The 16825-nt window shown below is 73.5% G+C and carries 14 protein-coding genes and 1 pseudogene; 12 read left to right on the top strand and 3 right to left on the bottom strand.

Annotation, left to right across the window (positions count from 1 at the left end):
* From HTZ82_RS05800 to HTZ82_RS05765, 8 genes and pseudogenes are all read left to right on the top strand, one after another.
* Positions 1-1563: DNA translocase FtsK (locus HTZ82_RS05800; protein ID WP_175408188.1), on the top strand; the 1563-nt coding region annotated here is incomplete at its 5' end.
* 272 nt (positions 1564-1835) lie between these two features.
* On the top strand, positions 1836-2672 hold the full coding sequence (locus tag HTZ82_RS05795; protein ID WP_175408190.1) for a helix-turn-helix domain-containing protein: 837 nt from the start codon (positions 1836-1838) through the stop codon (positions 2670-2672).
* Positions 2673-2900: 228 nt separating this feature from the next.
* Positions 2901-4442 (top strand): 30S ribosomal protein S12 methylthiotransferase RimO, encoded by a 1542-nt coding sequence (gene rimO, locus HTZ82_RS05790; RefSeq protein ID WP_175408187.1) that lies wholly within the window; start codon positions 2901-2903, stop codon positions 4440-4442.
* Positions 4439-5122, top strand: a complete 684-nt coding sequence (pgsA, locus tag HTZ82_RS05785) for a CDP-diacylglycerol--glycerol-3-phosphate 3-phosphatidyltransferase (RefSeq protein ID WP_175408186.1) — start codon at positions 4439-4441, stop codon at positions 5120-5122. Before rimO ends, pgsA begins: the two co-directional genes overlap by 4 nt.
* Before the next feature lie 85 nt (positions 5123-5207).
* Positions 5208-5768, top strand: a complete 561-nt coding sequence (locus tag HTZ82_RS05780) for a CinA family protein (RefSeq protein ID WP_309235328.1) — start codon at positions 5208-5210, stop codon at positions 5766-5768.
* A 109-nt stretch (positions 5769-5877) separates the two neighbouring features.
* Entirely contained in the window at positions 5878-6261 is a 384-nt protein-coding gene (locus HTZ82_RS05775; RefSeq protein ID WP_175408184.1) for a helix-turn-helix domain-containing protein, read from the top strand.
* Positions 6262-6417: 156 nt separating this feature from the next.
* Positions 6418-6888 carry a Dps family protein gene (locus HTZ82_RS05770; protein ID WP_175408183.1) on the top strand — a complete coding sequence of 157 codons (471 nt, stop codon included), beginning with the start codon at positions 6418-6420 and terminating at the stop codon, positions 6886-6888.
* Positions 6889-6991: 103 nt separating this feature from the next.
* Positions 6992-7177: pseudogene (locus HTZ82_RS05765) on the top strand (hypothetical protein); the annotation flags it as partial.
* 208 nt (positions 7178-7385) lie between these two features.
* Here HTZ82_RS05765 and HTZ82_RS05760 read toward each other — a convergent pair.
* Together HTZ82_RS05760 and HTZ82_RS05755 are read right to left on the bottom strand one after the other, a co-directional pair.
* A complete protein-coding gene (locus tag HTZ82_RS05760) occupies positions 7386-8204 on the bottom strand; it encodes an Fpg/Nei family DNA glycosylase (RefSeq protein ID WP_175408182.1) in 819 nt (272 codons plus the stop codon).
* A gap of 269 nt (positions 8205-8473) precedes the next feature.
* A complete protein-coding gene (locus HTZ82_RS05755) occupies positions 8474-13114 on the bottom strand; it encodes an ATP-dependent helicase (RefSeq protein ID WP_175408181.1) in 4641 nt (1546 codons plus the stop codon).
* 91 nt (positions 13115-13205) lie between these two features.
* On the opposite strand from HTZ82_RS05755, the gene HTZ82_RS05750 reads away from it, so the two are divergent.
* The 3 genes from HTZ82_RS05750 (at position 13206) to HTZ82_RS05740 (ending at position 15227) form a co-directional block, all read left to right on the top strand.
* Positions 13206-14078 carry an AraC family transcriptional regulator gene (locus HTZ82_RS05750; protein WP_175408180.1) on the top strand — a complete coding sequence of 291 codons (873 nt, stop codon included), beginning with the start codon at positions 13206-13208 and terminating at the stop codon, positions 14076-14078.
* 136 nt (positions 14079-14214) lie between these two features.
* Positions 14215-14913: an AzlC family ABC transporter permease gene (locus tag HTZ82_RS05745; RefSeq protein ID WP_175408189.1), complete on the top strand. Its 699-nt coding sequence runs from the start codon at positions 14215-14217 to the stop codon at positions 14911-14913.
* On the top strand, positions 14910-15227 hold the full coding sequence (locus tag HTZ82_RS05740; protein ID WP_175408179.1) for an AzlD domain-containing protein: 318 nt from the start codon (positions 14910-14912) through the stop codon (positions 15225-15227). Before HTZ82_RS05745 ends, HTZ82_RS05740 begins: the two co-directional genes overlap by 4 nt.
* 175 nt (positions 15228-15402) lie before the next feature.
* Here HTZ82_RS05740 and HTZ82_RS05735 read toward each other — a convergent pair whose 3' ends face one another.
* The gene (locus tag HTZ82_RS05735; RefSeq protein WP_175408178.1) at positions 15403-16329 is read right to left on the bottom strand and encodes a hypothetical protein; all 927 of its coding nucleotides are present in this window, start codon (positions 16327-16329) and stop codon (positions 15403-15405) included.
* A gap of 79 nt (positions 16330-16408) precedes the next feature.
* Here HTZ82_RS05735 and HTZ82_RS05730 point away from each other — a divergent pair, with 79 nt between their 5' ends.
* Positions 16409-16603, top strand: a complete 195-nt coding sequence (locus HTZ82_RS05730; RefSeq protein WP_175408177.1) for a DUF3046 domain-containing protein — start codon at positions 16409-16411, stop codon at positions 16601-16603.
* The last annotated feature ends 222 nt before the right edge of the window (positions 16604-16825 follow it).

Here is a 16825-nt window from a genome sequence, read left to right as displayed (position 1 = left end):
TCCGTACCGGACCTCACCAAGCCCGCGCCCGCCCGGGACGAGGCGCAGCCGCTGCCCGCGCGGGCCGAGCAGCTCCAGCTCTCCGGCGACATCACGTACGCCCTGCCGTCCCTGAACCTGCTGGAGCGCGGCGGCCCCGGCAAGACCCGCAGCGCCGCCAACGACGCCATCGTCGCCTCGCTGCGGAACGTGTTCTCCGAGTTCAAGGTGGACGCCGACGTCACCGGCTTCACGCGCGGCCCGACGGTCACCCGCTACGAGGTGGAGCTCGGCCCGGCCGTGAAGGTCGAGCGGATCACGGCGCTGACCAAGAACATCGCGTACGCCGTGGCCAGCCCGGACGTCCGGATCATCTCGCCGATCCCCGGCAAGTCCGCCGTCGGCATCGAGATCCCGAACACCGACCGCGAGATGGTCAAGCTCGGCGACGTGCTGCGGCTCGCGGACGCCGCCGAGGACGACCATCCGATGCTCGTCGCGCTGGGCAAGGACGTCGAGGGCGGCTATGTGATGGCCAACCTCGCGACGATGCCGCACGTGCTGGTCGCCGGCGCCACCGGATCCGGCAAGTCGTCCTGCATCAACTGCCTGATCACGTCCGTGATGATAAGAGCGACCCCCGAGGACGTGCGGATGGTGCTCGTCGACCCCAAGCGGGTCGAGCTCACCGCGTACGAGGGCATCCCGCACCTCATCACGCCCATCATCACCAACCCCAAGCGGGCCGCCGAGGCCCTCCAGTGGGTCGTGCGGGAGATGGACCTGCGCTACGACGACCTCGCCGCGTTCGGCTACCGGCACATCGACGACTTCAACGCCGCCGTGCGCAGCGGCAAGCTCAAGACGCCGGAGGGCAGCGAGCGGGAGCTCCAGCCGTACCCGTACCTGCTGGTCATCGTGGACGAGCTGGCCGACCTGATGATGGTCGCGCCGCGGGACGTCGAGGACGCCATCGTCCGCATCACCCAGCTCGCCCGCGCCGCAGGCATCCACCTCGTCCTGGCCACGCAGCGGCCGTCCGTCGACGTCGTCACCGGCCTCATCAAGGCCAACGTGCCGTCCCGGCTCGCCTTCGCCACGTCCTCCCTCGCCGACAGCCGCGTCATCCTGGACCAGGCCGGCGCCGAGAAGCTCATCGGCAAGGGCGACGGCCTGTTCCTGCCGATGGGCGCCAACAAGCCCGTACGGCTCCAGGGCGCCTTCGTCACGGAGGAGGAGGTCGCCGAGGTCGTTCGGCACTGCAAGGAGCAGATGGCGCCGGTCTTCCGGGACGACGTCACGACCGGTACGAAGCGGAAGAAGGAGATCGACGAGGATATCGGCGACGACCTCGACCTGCTGTGCCAGGCGGCCGAGCTGGTCGTGTCCACCCAGTTCGGCTCCACGTCCATGCTCCAGCGGAAACTGCGCGTCGGCTTCGCCAAGGCGGGTCGGCTGATGGACCTGATGGAGTCGCGGAACATCGTCGGACCGAGCGAGGGCTCCAAGGCCCGCGACGTCCTCGTCAAGCCGGACGACCTGGACGGCGTACTGGCGACGATCCGCGGCGAGAGCGCCGGCTGACGTCCCTTCGAAGCCCCGCCGCGCCGGGGTGAAACCCGCGGGCACCTGACCGTGTCTCACCCGTAAGAGAACTGTGAGCAACCGTTTCCCGCGGTCGTACGTCAAGTTGGAGGAAGGGGCGCACAATGTGTGTCCCACCCCGTCGAACACACGGCTCGGGCGTCCGGCCATTCCGATGGCGTACAAACGGCGTCCGCCCGGTTGCTCCACCCTTTCGCACCACCCATAGACTGGACCTCCGGCAGGTGGCTACACGCTCGAAAGGCGCCCTCGTGTCCATCGGCAACTCCCCCGAAGACGACCGGCCTTCGATTCCCGAACCCGTCGAGGACGACCGGCCCTCGATCGGCCGCGCGCTCCGTCAAGCCCGCATCGACGCAGGTCTGACCGTCGAAGAGGTCAGCAACTCCACGCGCGTGCGCATGCCCATCGTGCACGGGATCGAGGAGGACGACTTCTCGCGGTGCGGCGGCGATGTGTACGCCCGCGGACATGTGCGGACGCTCGCCAAGGCCGTCGGTCTCGACCCCGTCGCACTGGTCGAGCAGTACGACGCGGAGCACGGAGGCCGCCCCGCCCCCACGCCCGCGGCCCCGCTGTTCGAAGCGGAGCGCATCCGCCCCGAGCGGCGCCGGCCCAACTGGACCGCCGCCATGGTGGCCGCGATCGTCGCGGTCGTCGGTTTCGTCGGCTTCACGCTGTTCAACCGTGACGACAGCGGAGCCGGTACGAAGCACGTCGCCGAGGCCCCGGCCCCGTCCGCCAGCGCCAAGCCGACGCAGGCCGCCAAGCCGGCCGTGCCGTCGCCGCCCGTCGCGTCGGAGAGCGCGATCGCCGCGGTCCCGCAGGACAAGGTCACGGTCAAGCTCACCGCGATCGACGACAAGAGCTGGATCTCCGCCAAGGCCCGGGACGGCAAGCTGCTCTTCGACGGGCTGCTCCTGAAGGGCGACTCCAAGACGTTCCAGGACGACGAGCGGCTCGACCTCATCCTCGGCAACGCGGGCGCGATCGAGCTGTTCGTGAACGGCAAGAAGGTCGAGGACGAGTTCGCACCCGGGCAGGTCGAACGGCTGTCCTACACGAAGGGCGACCCGCAGGTCGGCTGAGCCGCGACTGGGCCGCGACTGGGCCGCGGCTGAGTCGCACCGCGACGCCCCGCAGCCCGTACGCCGCCCCGCCGCAGCCCGTACGCCGGCTCGCAGCCCGTACGCCGTCCGTCTCAGGCCCCGCCCGTACCCGGCACCGACCGGGGTACGGGCGGGGCCTGAGCGGTGCGCGGGCCGCCCCGGACCTGCGCGCCGGAGGAGCGGTCGGGACAAAGTAGTCTTGAGCCCATGCCCGAACGCCGTACCGTCGCCCTTGTCACCCTTGGCTGCGCCCGTAACGAGGTGGACTCGGAGGAGCTCGCAGGCCGCCTGGCGGCGGACGGCTGGGAGCTCGTCGAGGACGCCTCCGACGCCGACGTCGCCGTCGTCAACACCTGTGGCTTCGTCGAGGCCGCCAAGAAGGACTCCGTCGACGCCCTCCTGGAGGCGAACGACCTCAAGGACCAGGGCCGCACCCAGGCCGTCGTCGCCGTCGGCTGCATGGCCGAGCGGTACGGCAAGGAGCTCGCCGAGGCACTGCCCGAGGCCGACGGCGTGCTCGGCTTCGACGACTACGCCGACATCTCCGGCCGGCTCCAGACCATCCTCAGCGGCGGCATCCACGCCTCCCACACCCCGCGCGACCGGCGCAAGCTGCTGCCCCTGAGCCCGGTGGAGCGCCAGGAGGCCGCCGCGTCCGTGGCCCTGCCCGGCCACGGCGCGTCCCAGGAGACCGCGCAGGCCACGGGGACGGGGACCGTGGAGGCCACCGAGAGCGCCCCGGCGGACCTGCCGGAGGGGCTCGCCCCGGCCTCCGGGCCGCGCGCCCCGCTGCGCCGCCGCCTGGACACCAGCCCGGTCGCCTCCGTGAAGCTCGCGTCCGGCTGCGACCGGCGCTGCTCCTTCTGCGCCATCCCGTCCTTCCGCGGCTCCTTCGTCTCACGCCGCCCCAGCGACGTGCTGGGCGAGACGCGCTGGCTCGCCGAGCAGGGCGTGAAGGAGATCATGCTGGTCTCCGAGAACAACACCTCGTACGGCAAGGACCTCGGCGACATCCGCCTGCTGGAGACACTGCTGCCGGAGCTTGCCGCCGTCGACGGCATCGAGCGGATCCGGGTCAGCTACCTCCAGCCGGCCGAGATGCGCCCCGGCCTCATCGACGTCCTGACGTCGACCGAGAAGGTCGCCCCGTACTTCGACCTGTCCTTCCAGCACTCCGCGCCCGCCGTGCTGCGCGCGATGCGGCGCTTCGGTGACACCGACCGGTTCCTGGAGCTCCTGGACACCATCCGCGGCAAGGCCCCGCAGGCCGGAGTCCGCTCCAACTTCATCGTGGGCTTCCCCGGCGAGACCGAGGAGGACTTCGCGGAGCTCGAACGCTTCCTCACGCACGCGCGCCTGGACGCCGTCGGCGTGTTCGGATACTCGGACGAGGACGGCACCGAGGCCGCCACCTACGAGCGCAAGCTCGACCAGGAGGTCGTCGACGAGCGCCTGGCACACCTGTCCCGGATCGCCGATGAGCTGACCGCCCAGCGCGCGGAGGAGCGGCTCGGAGAGACCCTGGAGGTGCTGGTCGAGTCCGTCGAGTCCCCCGACGGCGACGAGGCCCTCGACGAGGACGAGTACGCCGGGGCCGGCCGGGCGGCGCACCAGGCGCCGGAGACGGACGGCCAGGTCCTCTTCACGTCGGGCGCCGGTCTCGCCGTGGGCCGTATGGTCAAGGCCAAGGTCGTGGATACGGAAGGTGTCGACCTGGTGGCTGAAGTGGTCGAGGAGGCGGGCAGATGACCGGAGTCCCGGCGTCCGCTGCGGGCGGTACGGGGAGGAGGGCGCCCGGCGGCAAGCTGGGCGCGGCGGCCGTCAACCAGGCGAGCCTGTGGAACATCGCCAACATCCTGACCATGATCCGGCTGGTCCTGGTCCCGGCGTTCGTGGTGCTGCTGCTCCAGGACGGCGGGTACGACCCGGTATGGCGCGCCTGGGCGTGGGCCGCGTTCGCCGTCGCCATGATCACCGACGTCTTCGACGGCCATCTGGCCCGTACGTACAACCTGGTCACGGACTTCGGGAAGATCGCCGACCCGATCGCCGACAAGGCGATCATGGCGGCCGGGCTGATCTGCCTGTCCGTGCTCGGCGACCTGCCGTGGTGGGTGACCGGCGTGATCCTCTTCCGCGAACTGGGCATCACGCTGATGCGCTTCTGGGTGATCCGCCACGGCGTCATCCCGGCGAGCCGCGGCGGCAAGATGAAGACGCTGGCCCAGGGCACGGCCGTGGGCATGTACGTGCTGGCGCTCACCGGCCCGCTGGCCACGCTGCGGTGGTGGGTGATGGCCGTGGCCGTCGCGCTGACGGTCGTCACGGGTCTCGACTATGTCCGGCAGGCCGTCGTGCTGCGGCGCCAGGGCCTGGCCGCCGAGCGGGCCGGCTCTCAGGCGGACGCCGCCGCGGAGCCGCCGCGGTGACATGGGCGGTACGGGTGGTACGGGCGGTTCGGGTGGTTCGCGAAGGGGCCCGGTGGGGGAACAGGTGAACGGTTCGGGGGAGCCGGTGGGAGGCGCCCGGCGGTCGGCCGGTGGACCGGCGCGGGAGGACGTCGCGGCGCGGGTGCTGCGACTGCTCGCGGAGCGTGACGAGTGGCTGGCGGTCGCGGAGTCCCTGACGGGTGGTCTCGTCGCCGCGGAGCTGACGTCCGTACCAGGAGCCTCGCGGTCCTTCCGCGGGTCCGTGACGGCGTACGCGACGCCCGTGAAGCGGGAGTTGCTGGGTGTCGACGGAAGCCTGCTGGAGCGGCGCGGAGCGGTCGACGCGGACGTGGCGCTGCAGATGGCGGAGGGTGTGCGGAGGCGCCTCGGCGCCGAGTGGGGCATCGCGACAACGGGCGTCGCGGGGCCGGAACCACAGGACGGACAGCCGGTGGGAACAGTTTTCGTGGCCGTGTGCGGCCCCGCCGGCGGCGCAGCCGCGACGGGGAAAGTGGCCGCACTGCGGTTGAACGGCGACCGTGCGGAAATCCGTAGAGAGAGTGTACGGAGCGTGCTGGAACTGCTCGCGGGCGAACTCTCGGAGAATGCGCGGGCAAAGGATACGGAACAGAACGGGGGGAATTGATGTTTACAGCCCTGAGTGAACACGTCATCGCTCCCCGCACGGCCGCAGCGCGAGGCGGTACGGTGGGGCGTGAAGGATGCGGCTACGCGGTCCGAGGAGGGAGCCACCGATGATTCTGCTCCGTCGCCTGCTGGGTGACGTGCTGCGTCGGCAGCGCCAGCGCCAGGGCCGTACTCTGCGCGAAGTCTCCTCGTCCGCCCGGGTATCTCTCGGCTATCTATCCGAGGTGGAGCGGGGGCAGAAGGAGGCTTCCTCCGAGCTGCTCTCCGCGATCTGCGACGCGCTGGACGTACGGATGTCCGAGCTCATGCGGGAAGTGAGCGACGAGCTGTCGCTGGCGGAGCTGGCGGCATCGGCAGCGGCGAGTGAGCCGGTGCCGGCGCCAGTGCGCCCGATGCTCAATTCTGTGTCCGTGACGTCGGTGGCGGGTGTGCCGACGGAGCGGGTGACGATCAAGGCACCCGCGGAAGCGGTGGACGTCGTCGCCGCCTGATCCGAATCGGATCCACTTCCGGATCCGCGGTTCGACGTTTGGGGCGAAGCCCCGGTCGGGTACTCGATGCCGGACCGGGGCTTTCGCTTTGCGTCGAAAGTCCGATTTCAGTGCTGTGTGTCATGGTGGGACGTGCGCACGGAATGGAGGATTCGGATGACTGTCGTCAAGAGTTCGCTGTCCGATGCCGATCTGAAGGTGGTCGGCGAGGCCCTGCAAGGCGCCCTCGTGGACCTCGTGGATCTGGCCCTGGTGGCCAAGCAGGTCCACTGGAACGTGGTCGGACCGCGCTTCCGGTCGATACACCTCCAGCTCGACGACGTCGTGGCCACCGCCCGGAAGCACTCCGACATCGTGGCGGAGCGCGCATCGGCCCTCGGCATCAACCCGGACGGCAGGGCCGCGACCGTGGCCGCCGCCACCGCCATCAAGCCCGTACCGACCGGCTGGATCCAGGACGGGGACGCCGTGCGGATCCTGATCGACGCGCTCAGCGAGATCATCGGCCGGATGCGGGAGCGCATCGCGGCGACCGACGAGCCCGACCTGGTCACCCAGGACCTGCTCATGGATGTGACCGCCGATCTCGAGAAGCACGCGTGGATGTTCCAGGCGGAGAACGTCTGACGTGAGCCGCGGGGCGTGGGGAGCCGGGTGCGCCGGGCGCTGCACCGGTGCGCCCTGCCGCCGGGTGATCGTGCCGGTCTAGCGTCGACCGGAGGAGGCGGCCATGGTAAGGCGACGGGTCCCGCTGCCGGCGCTGGTGTCGGCGCTCGTGCTGGGCGGACTGTGGTGGTGGGCTGTGCTGCGCCTGGCGCTCGTCCCCGAGCGGACCGGCCTGGTCGAGGGCGCGGTGGCGGCGAGCGGCTGGGGGCTCAGCCTGCTGCCCGTGCATGTTGCCGCAGCGCCGAGGCCGAGGAGGGGCGGCGCCGGGGGTGGCGGCGGCCCCGTTCTCGGAGCGGGGTCTGGTGGGGCTGCCCGGGCGTTGTCGGGCGGGCGGCGGGCACGGTGGCCGGCGGCTGTCGCGGTGGTGCGGGACTCGTTCCCGGAGGCGCTGCGCGGTGTTGTGTGGGACGTCGTACGGGCCGTCAGGGGGCGGGGGTCTGAGAAGAAGTGACGCAATATCAAGGTGTCGGACCGCCGCCCGGCTCGGGTGCCGGGCCCGGCCCCTTCTGGCAGCGGGGGCACCAGTAGGAGACCCGTTCGTGGCGGTCGTCCCAGCGGATCGGCGTGCCGCAGCGGTGACACGGCCGGTTGCCGCGCCCGTAGACGTACAGGGGGCGGTCGGGGTGGCCGCTCGTGGTGGTGCGGCGCTCGAACCGGTCCTTGTTCGCGACGAGGAGGCGGTGGGCCGTGGCGAGCAGCCGCTCGGGGACGCCCGGAGGGAGGTCGCCGACGGGCAGCCAGGGGGTGACGCGGGCCAGGAAGGCCAGCTCGCACTTGTAGACGTTGCCGATGCCCGCCACGTTCCGCTGGTCGAGCAGGGCGTCGCCCAGCGGGCGCGCCGGGTCGGCGCACAGCCTCCGTACGGCCTCGTCCAGGTCCCAGTCCGGGCCGAGGAGGTCGGGGCCGAGGTGGCCCACGACGGTGGGTTCGTCGGTGGTGCGGAGGAGGCCGAGGACGGGGAGCCGGTAGCCCACGGCGGTGTGTGTCTCCGTGCCCAGGACGGCGCGGATCTGGTGGGCGGGGCCGCCGCGCCAGCGCTCGCCCGCCGCGTACACCCGCCAGGCGCCGTCCATGCGCAGGTGCGAGTGGAGGGTGAGGCCGCCTTCGACGCGCGTGAGCAGGTGCTTGCCCCGCGGCGCGACGTCGAGGACCGTCCGGCCGGTCAGGTCGACGGTGGCGAGCTTCGGGACGCGCAGGTCGCAGTGGGTGAGGAGGTGCCCGGCCAGCGCGCCGTGCATACGGTGGGCGGTCAGCCAGACGGTGTCTCCTTCGGGCATGGGTCCATGATGCGCCCGCATTCACGGGGGCGGGCGGCGGGGCGGCCGGGGGCGTACGGCGGGGTGGGGTGGGGACTGTCTGTGCGGTCGGGTGGCTGCCGCGTGGTCGGCGGTAGCCGTCGCGGGCTAGGGAGTGTCCGGCGGATCATGCCGGCATCGCGGGGCCTTCTCTTTGTGCTGTTGGTGAGCGGGGTCTGGTGCGTGCGGCTGCAACGCGGCAGACGGGCGTGCCAGGGCCCGCGGCCCAGGCGTGATCCGCCGGACACGACCTAGGCGCGTATGCGGAGGCCTCGGGGGGTCGCGTGGAAGCCGGCGGCCTCCAGGGTGCCGGACAGCGGGGACGTGAGGGCCGCCGTGCCGTTGATGCGCTCGACCGTGACCGTGCCGAGCGCGTCCGCGCGCGCGGCGGCCGCCAGGGCGTCGGCGGCCGCCAGGAGGGCGGGGGAGTCCGGTTCCAGGGGCCACGACAGCAGGGTCTTGCCGCCCCGCTCCATGTACAGCGTCAGCTCGCCGTCCACGAGGACGACCAGGGAGCCCGCCTTGCGGCCCGGCTTGTGCCCGGCGCCGGTCGGCGGCTCAGGCCAGGGCAGCGCCGCGCCGTACGCGTTGGCCGGGTCGGCGGCGGCGAGGACGACGGCCTGCGGCGGGGCCGTGCCCTCGGCCCGGTCACGGGCCGTCGCCGCCGCGCGGAGCCGGTCCACGGCACCGTCCATCGCGAACTGGGCGGCGCCCAGGCCCTCGACGACATAGCCGCGGCGGGCCTGGCCGCTGTCCTCGAACGCCGACAGAACGCGGTACGTGGCGGAGAAGCCGCCCTCGACACCCTCGGCGGCCACCGCGCCGCGCGTCACCATGCCGTGCCGGTCCAGGAGCGTGCGGGCCAGCGCGTGCGCCCGGTGCGTCGGCTCGGGCTCGGCGGGCGGGAGCAGGGACCAGCGGCCGCTCACGGTCGGCGGGCCGGAACGGGACGCCGGGCGCGCCGCCGCCGTCAGCGTGCCGTACCGCCCGCGAGGGACGGGGCGTCTGGCCCGGTGCGCGGTGGACCCCGCCGTACGGCCGGAGCCGAGCAGCGCCCGCAGCGGCGCCAGGGTGTCGTTGGTGAGCCGCCCGGACCAGGCCAGGTCCCACAGGGCGTCGGCGAGCTGCGGGTCCGTGGCGTCCGGGTGCGCGGTCGCCCGTACCTGGTCGGCGATCTGGCGGAAGAACAGACCGTACCCGCCGGACAGCGTCGTCAGGATGGATTCGTGGAGCGCCGTGAGCTCCAGGGGGTGCGGCGGGGGCAGCAGCAGGGGTGCCGCGTCCGCCAGGTAGAGCGATACCCAGCCGTCCTTGCCGGGCAGGGCGCCCGCGCCCGCCCAGAGGACCTCGCCGGTGGTGGTCAGCTCGTCGAGGAGCGTGGGGCCGTAGTCGCGGACGCGGGACGGCAGGATCAGCTTCTCCAAGGCGGACGCCGGGACGGGAGCGCCCTGCAGCTGCTCGATCGCGCGGGCCAGACCGTCGATGCCGCGCAGACCGCTGCCGCCCAGGTGCTGCCACTGCGGCAGGAACGTGGCGAGCGCGGCCGGCGGGACCGGCTCCAGCTCCTGGCGCAGGGCGGCCAGCGAGCGGCGCCGCAGCCGGCGCAGCACCGCCGCGTCGCACCACTCCTGGCCGATGCCCGACGGGTGGAACTCGCCCTGGACGACGCGGCCGCCTGCCGCGAGGCGGTGCAGGGCGCCGTCCGTGACAGCCGTGCCCAGACCGAACCGGGCGGCGGCCTCGGCGGATGTGAACGGGCCGTGCGTGCGCGCGTAGCGCGCCAGGAGGTCGCCGAGCGGGTCCTTCACGGGCTCCGTGAACGCCTCCGGGACGCCGACCGGCAGGGCCGTGCCCAGGGCGTCGCGGAGCCGGCCCGCGTCCTCGACGGCCGCCCAGTGGTCGCCGCCCGCGACCCGGACGCGGATCGCCCGGCGGGCGGCCGCCAGCTCCCGCGCCCACGCCGGGTCGGCGCCCCGCTCGGCCAGCTCCGCGTCGGTGAGCGGGCCCAGGACGCGCAGCGCGTCGGCCATGCCTTCCGGGTCCTTGAGCCGCCGGTCCTCCGTACGCCACTGGAGTTCTTTCTCCAGCTCCGCCAGCACCTCCGGGTCGAGCAGCTCCCGCAGCTCCGCCTGGCCCAGCAGCTCGGAGAGCAGCCGCGAGTCCAGCGACAGCGCGGCCGCCCGCCGCTCGGCGAGCGGTGAGTCACCCTCGTACAGGAACTGCGCCACGTACCCGAACAGCAGCGAGCGGGCGAACGGCGACGGCTCCGGCGTGGTGACCTCGACCAGGCGGACGCGGCGCGACTCGATGTCGCCCATCAGCTCGCGCAGGCCCGGCACGTCGAACACGTCCTGGAGGCACTCGCGGACCGCCTCCAGGACGATGGGGAACGACCCGAACTCGCTCGCCACCTGGAGCAGTTGCGCGGCGCGCTGGCGCTGCTGCCACAGCGGCGTGCGCTTTCCCGGGCTGCGGCGCGGCAGCAGCAGGGCGCGGGCCGCGCACTCCCGGAACCGGGACGCGAACAGCGCCGACCCGCCGACCTGTTCGGTGACGGTCCGGTCCACCTCGCCCTTGTCGAAGGCGACGTCGGCGGCGCCGATCGGCGCCTGCTCGCTGTCGTACTCCAGGCCCGGTGCCGCCGGGTCCTGGTCGAGCAGGTCGAGGCCCATCAGGTCGGCGTCCGGGAGCCGCAGCACGATGCCGTCGTCGGCGTGCATGACCTGCGCGTCCATGCCGTACCGCTCGGCGAGCCGGGCGCCCAGGGCCAGCGCCCACGGGGCGTGCACCTGCGCGCCGAACGGCGAGTGCACCACCACGCGCCAGTCGCCCAGCTCGTCCCGGAACCGCTCGACGAGGATCGTCCGGTCGTCCGGCACGTGCCCGCACGCGCGGCGCTGCTCGTCCAGGTACGCCAGGACGTTGTCCGCCGCCCACGCGTCCAGCCCTGCGGCGAGGAGCCGCAGCCGCGCGTCGTCCGGCGCCAGTGAACCGACCTCGCGCAGGAACGCCCCCACCGCGCGGCCCAGTTCCAGCGGGCGGCCCAGCTGGTCGCCCTTCCAGAACGGCAGCCGGCCCGGAACCCCGGGCGCCGGGGACACCAGCACGCGGTCGCGCGTGATGTCCTCGATCCGCCACGACGACGTGCCGAGCGTGAACACGTCGCCGACACGTGACTCGTAGACCATCTCCTCGTCGAGCTCCCCGACCCGGCCTCCGCCCTTCTTCGGGTCGGCGCCCGCCAGGAACACCCCGAACAGGCCGCGGTCCGGGATCGTGCCGCCCGACGTGACGGCGAGGCGCTGGGCACCGGGCCGCCCCGTGATCGCCCCGGTGACCCGGTCCCACACCACGCGCGGGCGCAGCTCCGCGAACGCGTCCGACGGATAGCGCCCGGCCAGCATGTCCAGGACCGCCGAGAACGCCGACTCCGGAAGCGACGCGAACGGCGCCGCCCGCCGCACCAGAGCCAGCAGGTCGTCGTACTGCCAGGTGTCCAGCGACACGATGGCGACCACCTGCTGAGCCAGCACGTCCAGCGGGTTGGCGGGGACGCGCAGCGACTCGATGGAGCCCTGCCGCATCCGCTCGGTCACCACCGCGGCCTGCACCAGGTCGCCCCGGTACTTCGGGAACACCACGCCCCGCGACACCGCGCCCACCTGGTGCCCGGCGCGGCCCACGCGCTGCAGCCCGGACGCCACGGACGGCGGCGACTCGACCTGGACGACCAGGTCCACGGCGCCCATGTCGATGCCCAGCTCCAGGCTGGACGTGGCCACCACGGCGGGCAGCCGGCCCGCCTTCAGGTCCTCCTCGACGAGCGCACGCTGCTCCTTGGACACCGAGCCGTGGTGCGCCCGCGCCAGCAGCGGCGGCGCCCCCTTGGTGGCGCCGGACTGGGCCATCAGCTCCGCCGGGGAGGCGTCTTCGGGGAGCGTCTCGCCGGTGGCGCGTTCGTACGAGATCTCGTTCAGCCGGTTGCAGAGCCGCTCCGCCAGCCGCCGCGAGTTGGCGAACACGATCGTCGACCGGTGCGCCTGCACCAGGTCCGCGATCCGCTCCTCCACATGGGGCCAGATCGACGGCTTCTCGCCCGCGATGCCGCCCGGGCCGCCGGCCCCCGCGTCGGCCGCCGGCGAGCCCCCCAGCTCGCCCAGGTCCTCGACAGGCACCACCACGGACAGGTCGAACTCCTTGCCCGACGGCGGCTGGACCACCTCCACCTTCCGCTGCGGCGACAGGAACCGGGCCACCTCGTCCACCGGCCGGACCGTCGCGGACAGGCCGATCCGGCGCGCGGGGCGGGGCAGCAGCTCGTCCAGCCGCTCCAGGGACAGGGCGAGATGGGCGCCCCGCTTCGTACCGGCGACGGCGTGCACCTCGTCGAGGATCACCGTCTCCACGCCCGCGAGCGCGTCGCGCGTGGCGGACGTCAGCATCAGGAACAGCGACTCGGGGGTGGTGATGAGGATGTCCGGCGGCCGCGTCGCCAGCGAGCGCCGCTCGGCGGCCGGAGTGTCACCCGAGCGGATACCGACCCGCACCTCCGGCTCCGGCAGCCCGAGCCGCATCGCCTCCTGCCGGATGCCGGTCAGCGGGCTGCGCAGATTCCGCTCCACGTCCACGGCCAGGGCCTTCAGCGGCGACACATACAGCACCCGGCAGCGCTTCTTCGCGTCCGCCGGGGGCGGCGTCGACGCCAGCCGGTCCAGGGCGGCCAGGAACGCGGCCAGCGTCTTGCCGGAACCCGTCGGCGCCACCACCAGCACGTCCGACCCCGCGCCGATCGCACGCCATGCCCCCTCCTGGGCGGCCGTGGGCGCGGTGAACGCCCCCGTGAACCAGCCGCGGGTCGCGGGGGAGAAGGAATCGAGTGCGGTCCCAGCCATGTCCCCCATCGTGCACCCCGCCACTGACAACCGGAGTCCACACGACGGACACGCAGGTCAGCACCGGTGCGGACGGACGCAGAATGGAGTCATGGCGACCAAGCCCGACAGCGGCCGCACGGACGAGTGGGCCAGGCACTGGCAGTACCCCGGCGTACCCGGGCTCGACCTGCTGCGCGCCCGCTACGTACGCCACTCCTTCACCCGCCACAGCCACGAGGGCTACGTACTGGGCGCCGTACGGCGCGGTATCGAGGACGTGATCATGCCGGAGGGCACGATCCAGGCCCGGCCCGGCACCGTCGTCATGATCAACCCCGAGGTCCCGCACGCCGCGCACGCCGGTGCGCCGGAAGGCTGGTCGTACGCCACGCTCTACCCGTCGTCGGAGCTGGTCGCCCGGATCGCGGACGAGCAGACGACCCTGCGGGGGACGGTCGCGTTCGGCGAGACGATCGTGGAGGACGAGAGCTCGGCACGGCTGGTCCGCGCCGTCCACCGCGCGGCGGAGGAGGGCAACGCGCTCGCCGCCGACAGCGTCCTGCGCGTCGTCGTCGCCCGGCTGCTGCTTCGCCACGGCCGTACGGTTCCGGCGCGCACCCCGCCGGCCGCCGGCGCCCGCACGGCCGCCACCGCGCGCGAAGTGCTGCTGGAACGCATGGCCGGGCCGCCGTCCCTGGAGGAGCTCGCCCACGAGCTGGGCACCAGCCCCTTCGCGCTGCTGCGCGCCTTCAAGACCGCGTACGGGATGCCGCCCCACACCTGGCTCACCAACGCGCGCGTACGTGCCGCCCGCCGCCTCCTGGAGGCAGGGACGGCACCCGCCGAGGCGGCCGTGGCCGTGGGCTTCACCGACCAGCCGCACCTCAACCGGCACTTCGCCCGGATCGTGGGGGTTCCGCCGGGTGCGTACCAGCGGGAGCGCGCAAGAACGTACAAGACCGGCCGCGCCGACTGGCCGTAGCGTCCTCGGCGTGGCAGAACAGACAGCATCAGTTCCCCCATCGGCACGGCAGGGTGACGTCGGACCGCCCGGCTTGGTGAAGCGCGACGCGGTGAAGCCCGAAGCGGTGAAGCCCGACGCCGTGAAGCCCGACGCCGTGAAGCCCGACGCGGCCGTCGTACGGGACTCCCTCGGGGTCGGTGTCGCCGTCGGGCTCTCCGGCTTCGCGTTCGGCGTGACGGCCGTCGGAGCGGGCCTCGACCTGCTCCAGACCTGCGCGCTGAGCCTCCTCGTCTTCACCGGCGCCTCACAGTTCGCGCTGGTCGGCGCGCTCGCCGCCGGAGGCAACCCGTTCACGGCCGCCGCGGGCGCCTTCTTCCTCGGTACCCGCAACGCCTTCTACGGGCTGCGCCTGTCGCAGCTGCTCCGGCTGCCCCGGGCCGTCCGCCCGGCGGCCGCGCACTGGGTCATCGACGAGACGACGGCGGTCGCGCTGGCCCAGCCCGGGCGGCGCGGCGCGCGCCTCGGCTTCACGGTGACCGGGCTCACCCTGTACGTGCTGTGGAACCTGACCACGCTGCTGGGCGCCCTGGGCGCCGAGGCCGTCGGGGACACCGACGCCTGGGGCCTCGACGCCGCGGGCCCCGCCGTCTTCCTGGCCCTGCTCGCCCCGATGCTGCGGACGACGACGGACCGGGCCGTCGCCGGACTCGCCGTCGTCCTGGGCCTCGGCCTGCTGCCGGTGCTGCCGGCCGGTGTGCCGGTACTGGTCGCCGCCCTCGCCGCGCCCGCCGTGCTGTGGGCGCGAGGGCGCATGACGGCGCGGCGCACGGCTGGAGGGGGCGAGGAGCGATGAACGCGGCGATCGTCTGGACCGCCATCGGCCTCACGGCCGTCGGCTGCTATCTCCTCAAGCTCGGTGGGCTCCTGGTGCCCGCCCACACGCTGGAGCGGCCGCTCGTGCAGCGGCTCGCCGGTCTGCTGCCGGTCGCGCTGCTGGCCGCGCTGACCGCCCAGCAGACGTTCAGCGCGAACGGCGCCCTGGTCGTCGACGCGCGCGGTGCGGGCGTCGCGGCCGCGGCGGTCGCCCTGGTGCTGCGGGCGCCGTTCCTCGTCGTCGTGGGCGCGGCGGTGGCGGTGGCGGCGGCGGTACGGGCCCTCGGCGGGTGACGGGGCCGCCTGGGCCCGTACGGGGGGGATCGACGGGGCCGTGCGGGACTGTACGGGGCCGGGCTGCGCGGGGCGGTGCGGTGCGGTGCGGGGCTTGAGGGGGGCCGCCGGGTGGTCCCGTGCGGGTGGGCGTCGCGGGGTGGTGCCGGTGGGCCGGGTTCGGAGCCGTACGCGGTCAGGTGACGGGGCGGCCGTGGGCGCGGAGGGTGCGCAGGGCCTCGATGGTCACGATCGGGCGGGCCTCAAGAGCCGTGCCCGGAGCCCATTGGCGCCAGTTGACCGGCCAGCCGCCGTCCTCGCCCTGTTCGGCGGCGAGATGGTCCAGCGAACGCTCCATCTCTTCGTCCGTGAACCAGCGCCGGGCCAAGGAGTCCGGCACGCGCGCGTAGTCGTGCGGGAAGTGGTATTCGCCCGGCGCGTACCCCGGGGCCAGCGGGTACTGGTCGGCCTTCTCCGGCTCCAGCACCGCCAGCCGCTGTTCACGCACCAGGCGGCCCAGCCGGTCCGCGGCCGCCTCCGCGCGCGTGCGGTCCGGTACGCCGTCCAGGAAGGCGACGGCGGCCTCGATCTCGTACGGGTGGGAGGTCTGCGACGCCCCGATCGCGTCCACGGCGGCCCAGCAGAAGTCCGTGGCGCGGAACAGCCACGCGTGCCACACCTGGTTGCGGTGGAGCAGCCCCACCACCGGGCCGGTGGCCAGCAGGTCGCTCGGCGGGTCGTCGACGACCGGGACGAACGGCGCGACCGGGTAGCCCCGTACGGACGGGTGGATCGCGGGCAGGGCGCCGTCGTGCGTGGACACCCCGGTCAGATAGCGGCAGACGCGCTCCACGCGGAGCCCGCCGCACCGGCCGATGGAGTCCAGGACGCGCAGCGCGTGCGCGGTGTGCAGCGGCTGGCTGACGGGGCCCCGCACATCCGGCTCCAGGGCGTGTCCGTAGCCGCCGTCCTCGTTGGCGTACGCGGTCAGCGCCGCCTCCACTGCGTCGGCACCGCCGCCCAGGAAGTGGTACGCGAAGCGGCGCTGCTCGAGTACACGGGCGGTCAGCCAGATGAAGTGCCCGGCCCGCGCGAGAGGAGTTCCAGCCAAATTTGGACCCATGTCTCGACCGTAGGGCGGAAAGGGCTTTCGGCAAGCGGCTGGGCGCGGGCTGCACTCTCAGGAGCGGGATACTGGACGCATGCGGTTGACGATTTTCTGGGAGCGCATGGCGGACCACTTCGGCGAGATGTACGCCGAGTCGTTCGCCCGCGATCATGTGATGTCCGAGCTGGGCGGCCGGACCGTGCACGAGGCGCTGGACGCCGGCTGGGAGGCGAAGGACGTGTGGCGGGCCGTGTGCGCGGCGGTCGGCGTGCCCGCCGACAAGCGCTGACCCGGGGCGGCCACGGTTGCCGCCGGGCGGCCGCCGGGCGGCCACAGGGCGGCCACGGGGCGGAGCTGACCGCACCGGCCGGTGACAGGGCGGGGGCGGGGGCGGTGTGTCGTACCGGTGCGCGACACTTGGCCCGTGGCCCCGACTGACGAGACCCAGCAGACCTCCACGAACGACCCCGACGCGCCAGGCGAGGGGGCGGCCGGCAACCCGGCCGTCCCC

Origin of the sequence: Streptomyces sp. TRM64462 (assembly GCF_013362995.1) — a bacterium.
GTDB lineage: Bacteria > Actinomycetota > Actinomycetes > Streptomycetales > Streptomycetaceae > Streptomyces.
This window is presented reverse-complemented; position numbering and strand designations above follow the sequence as displayed.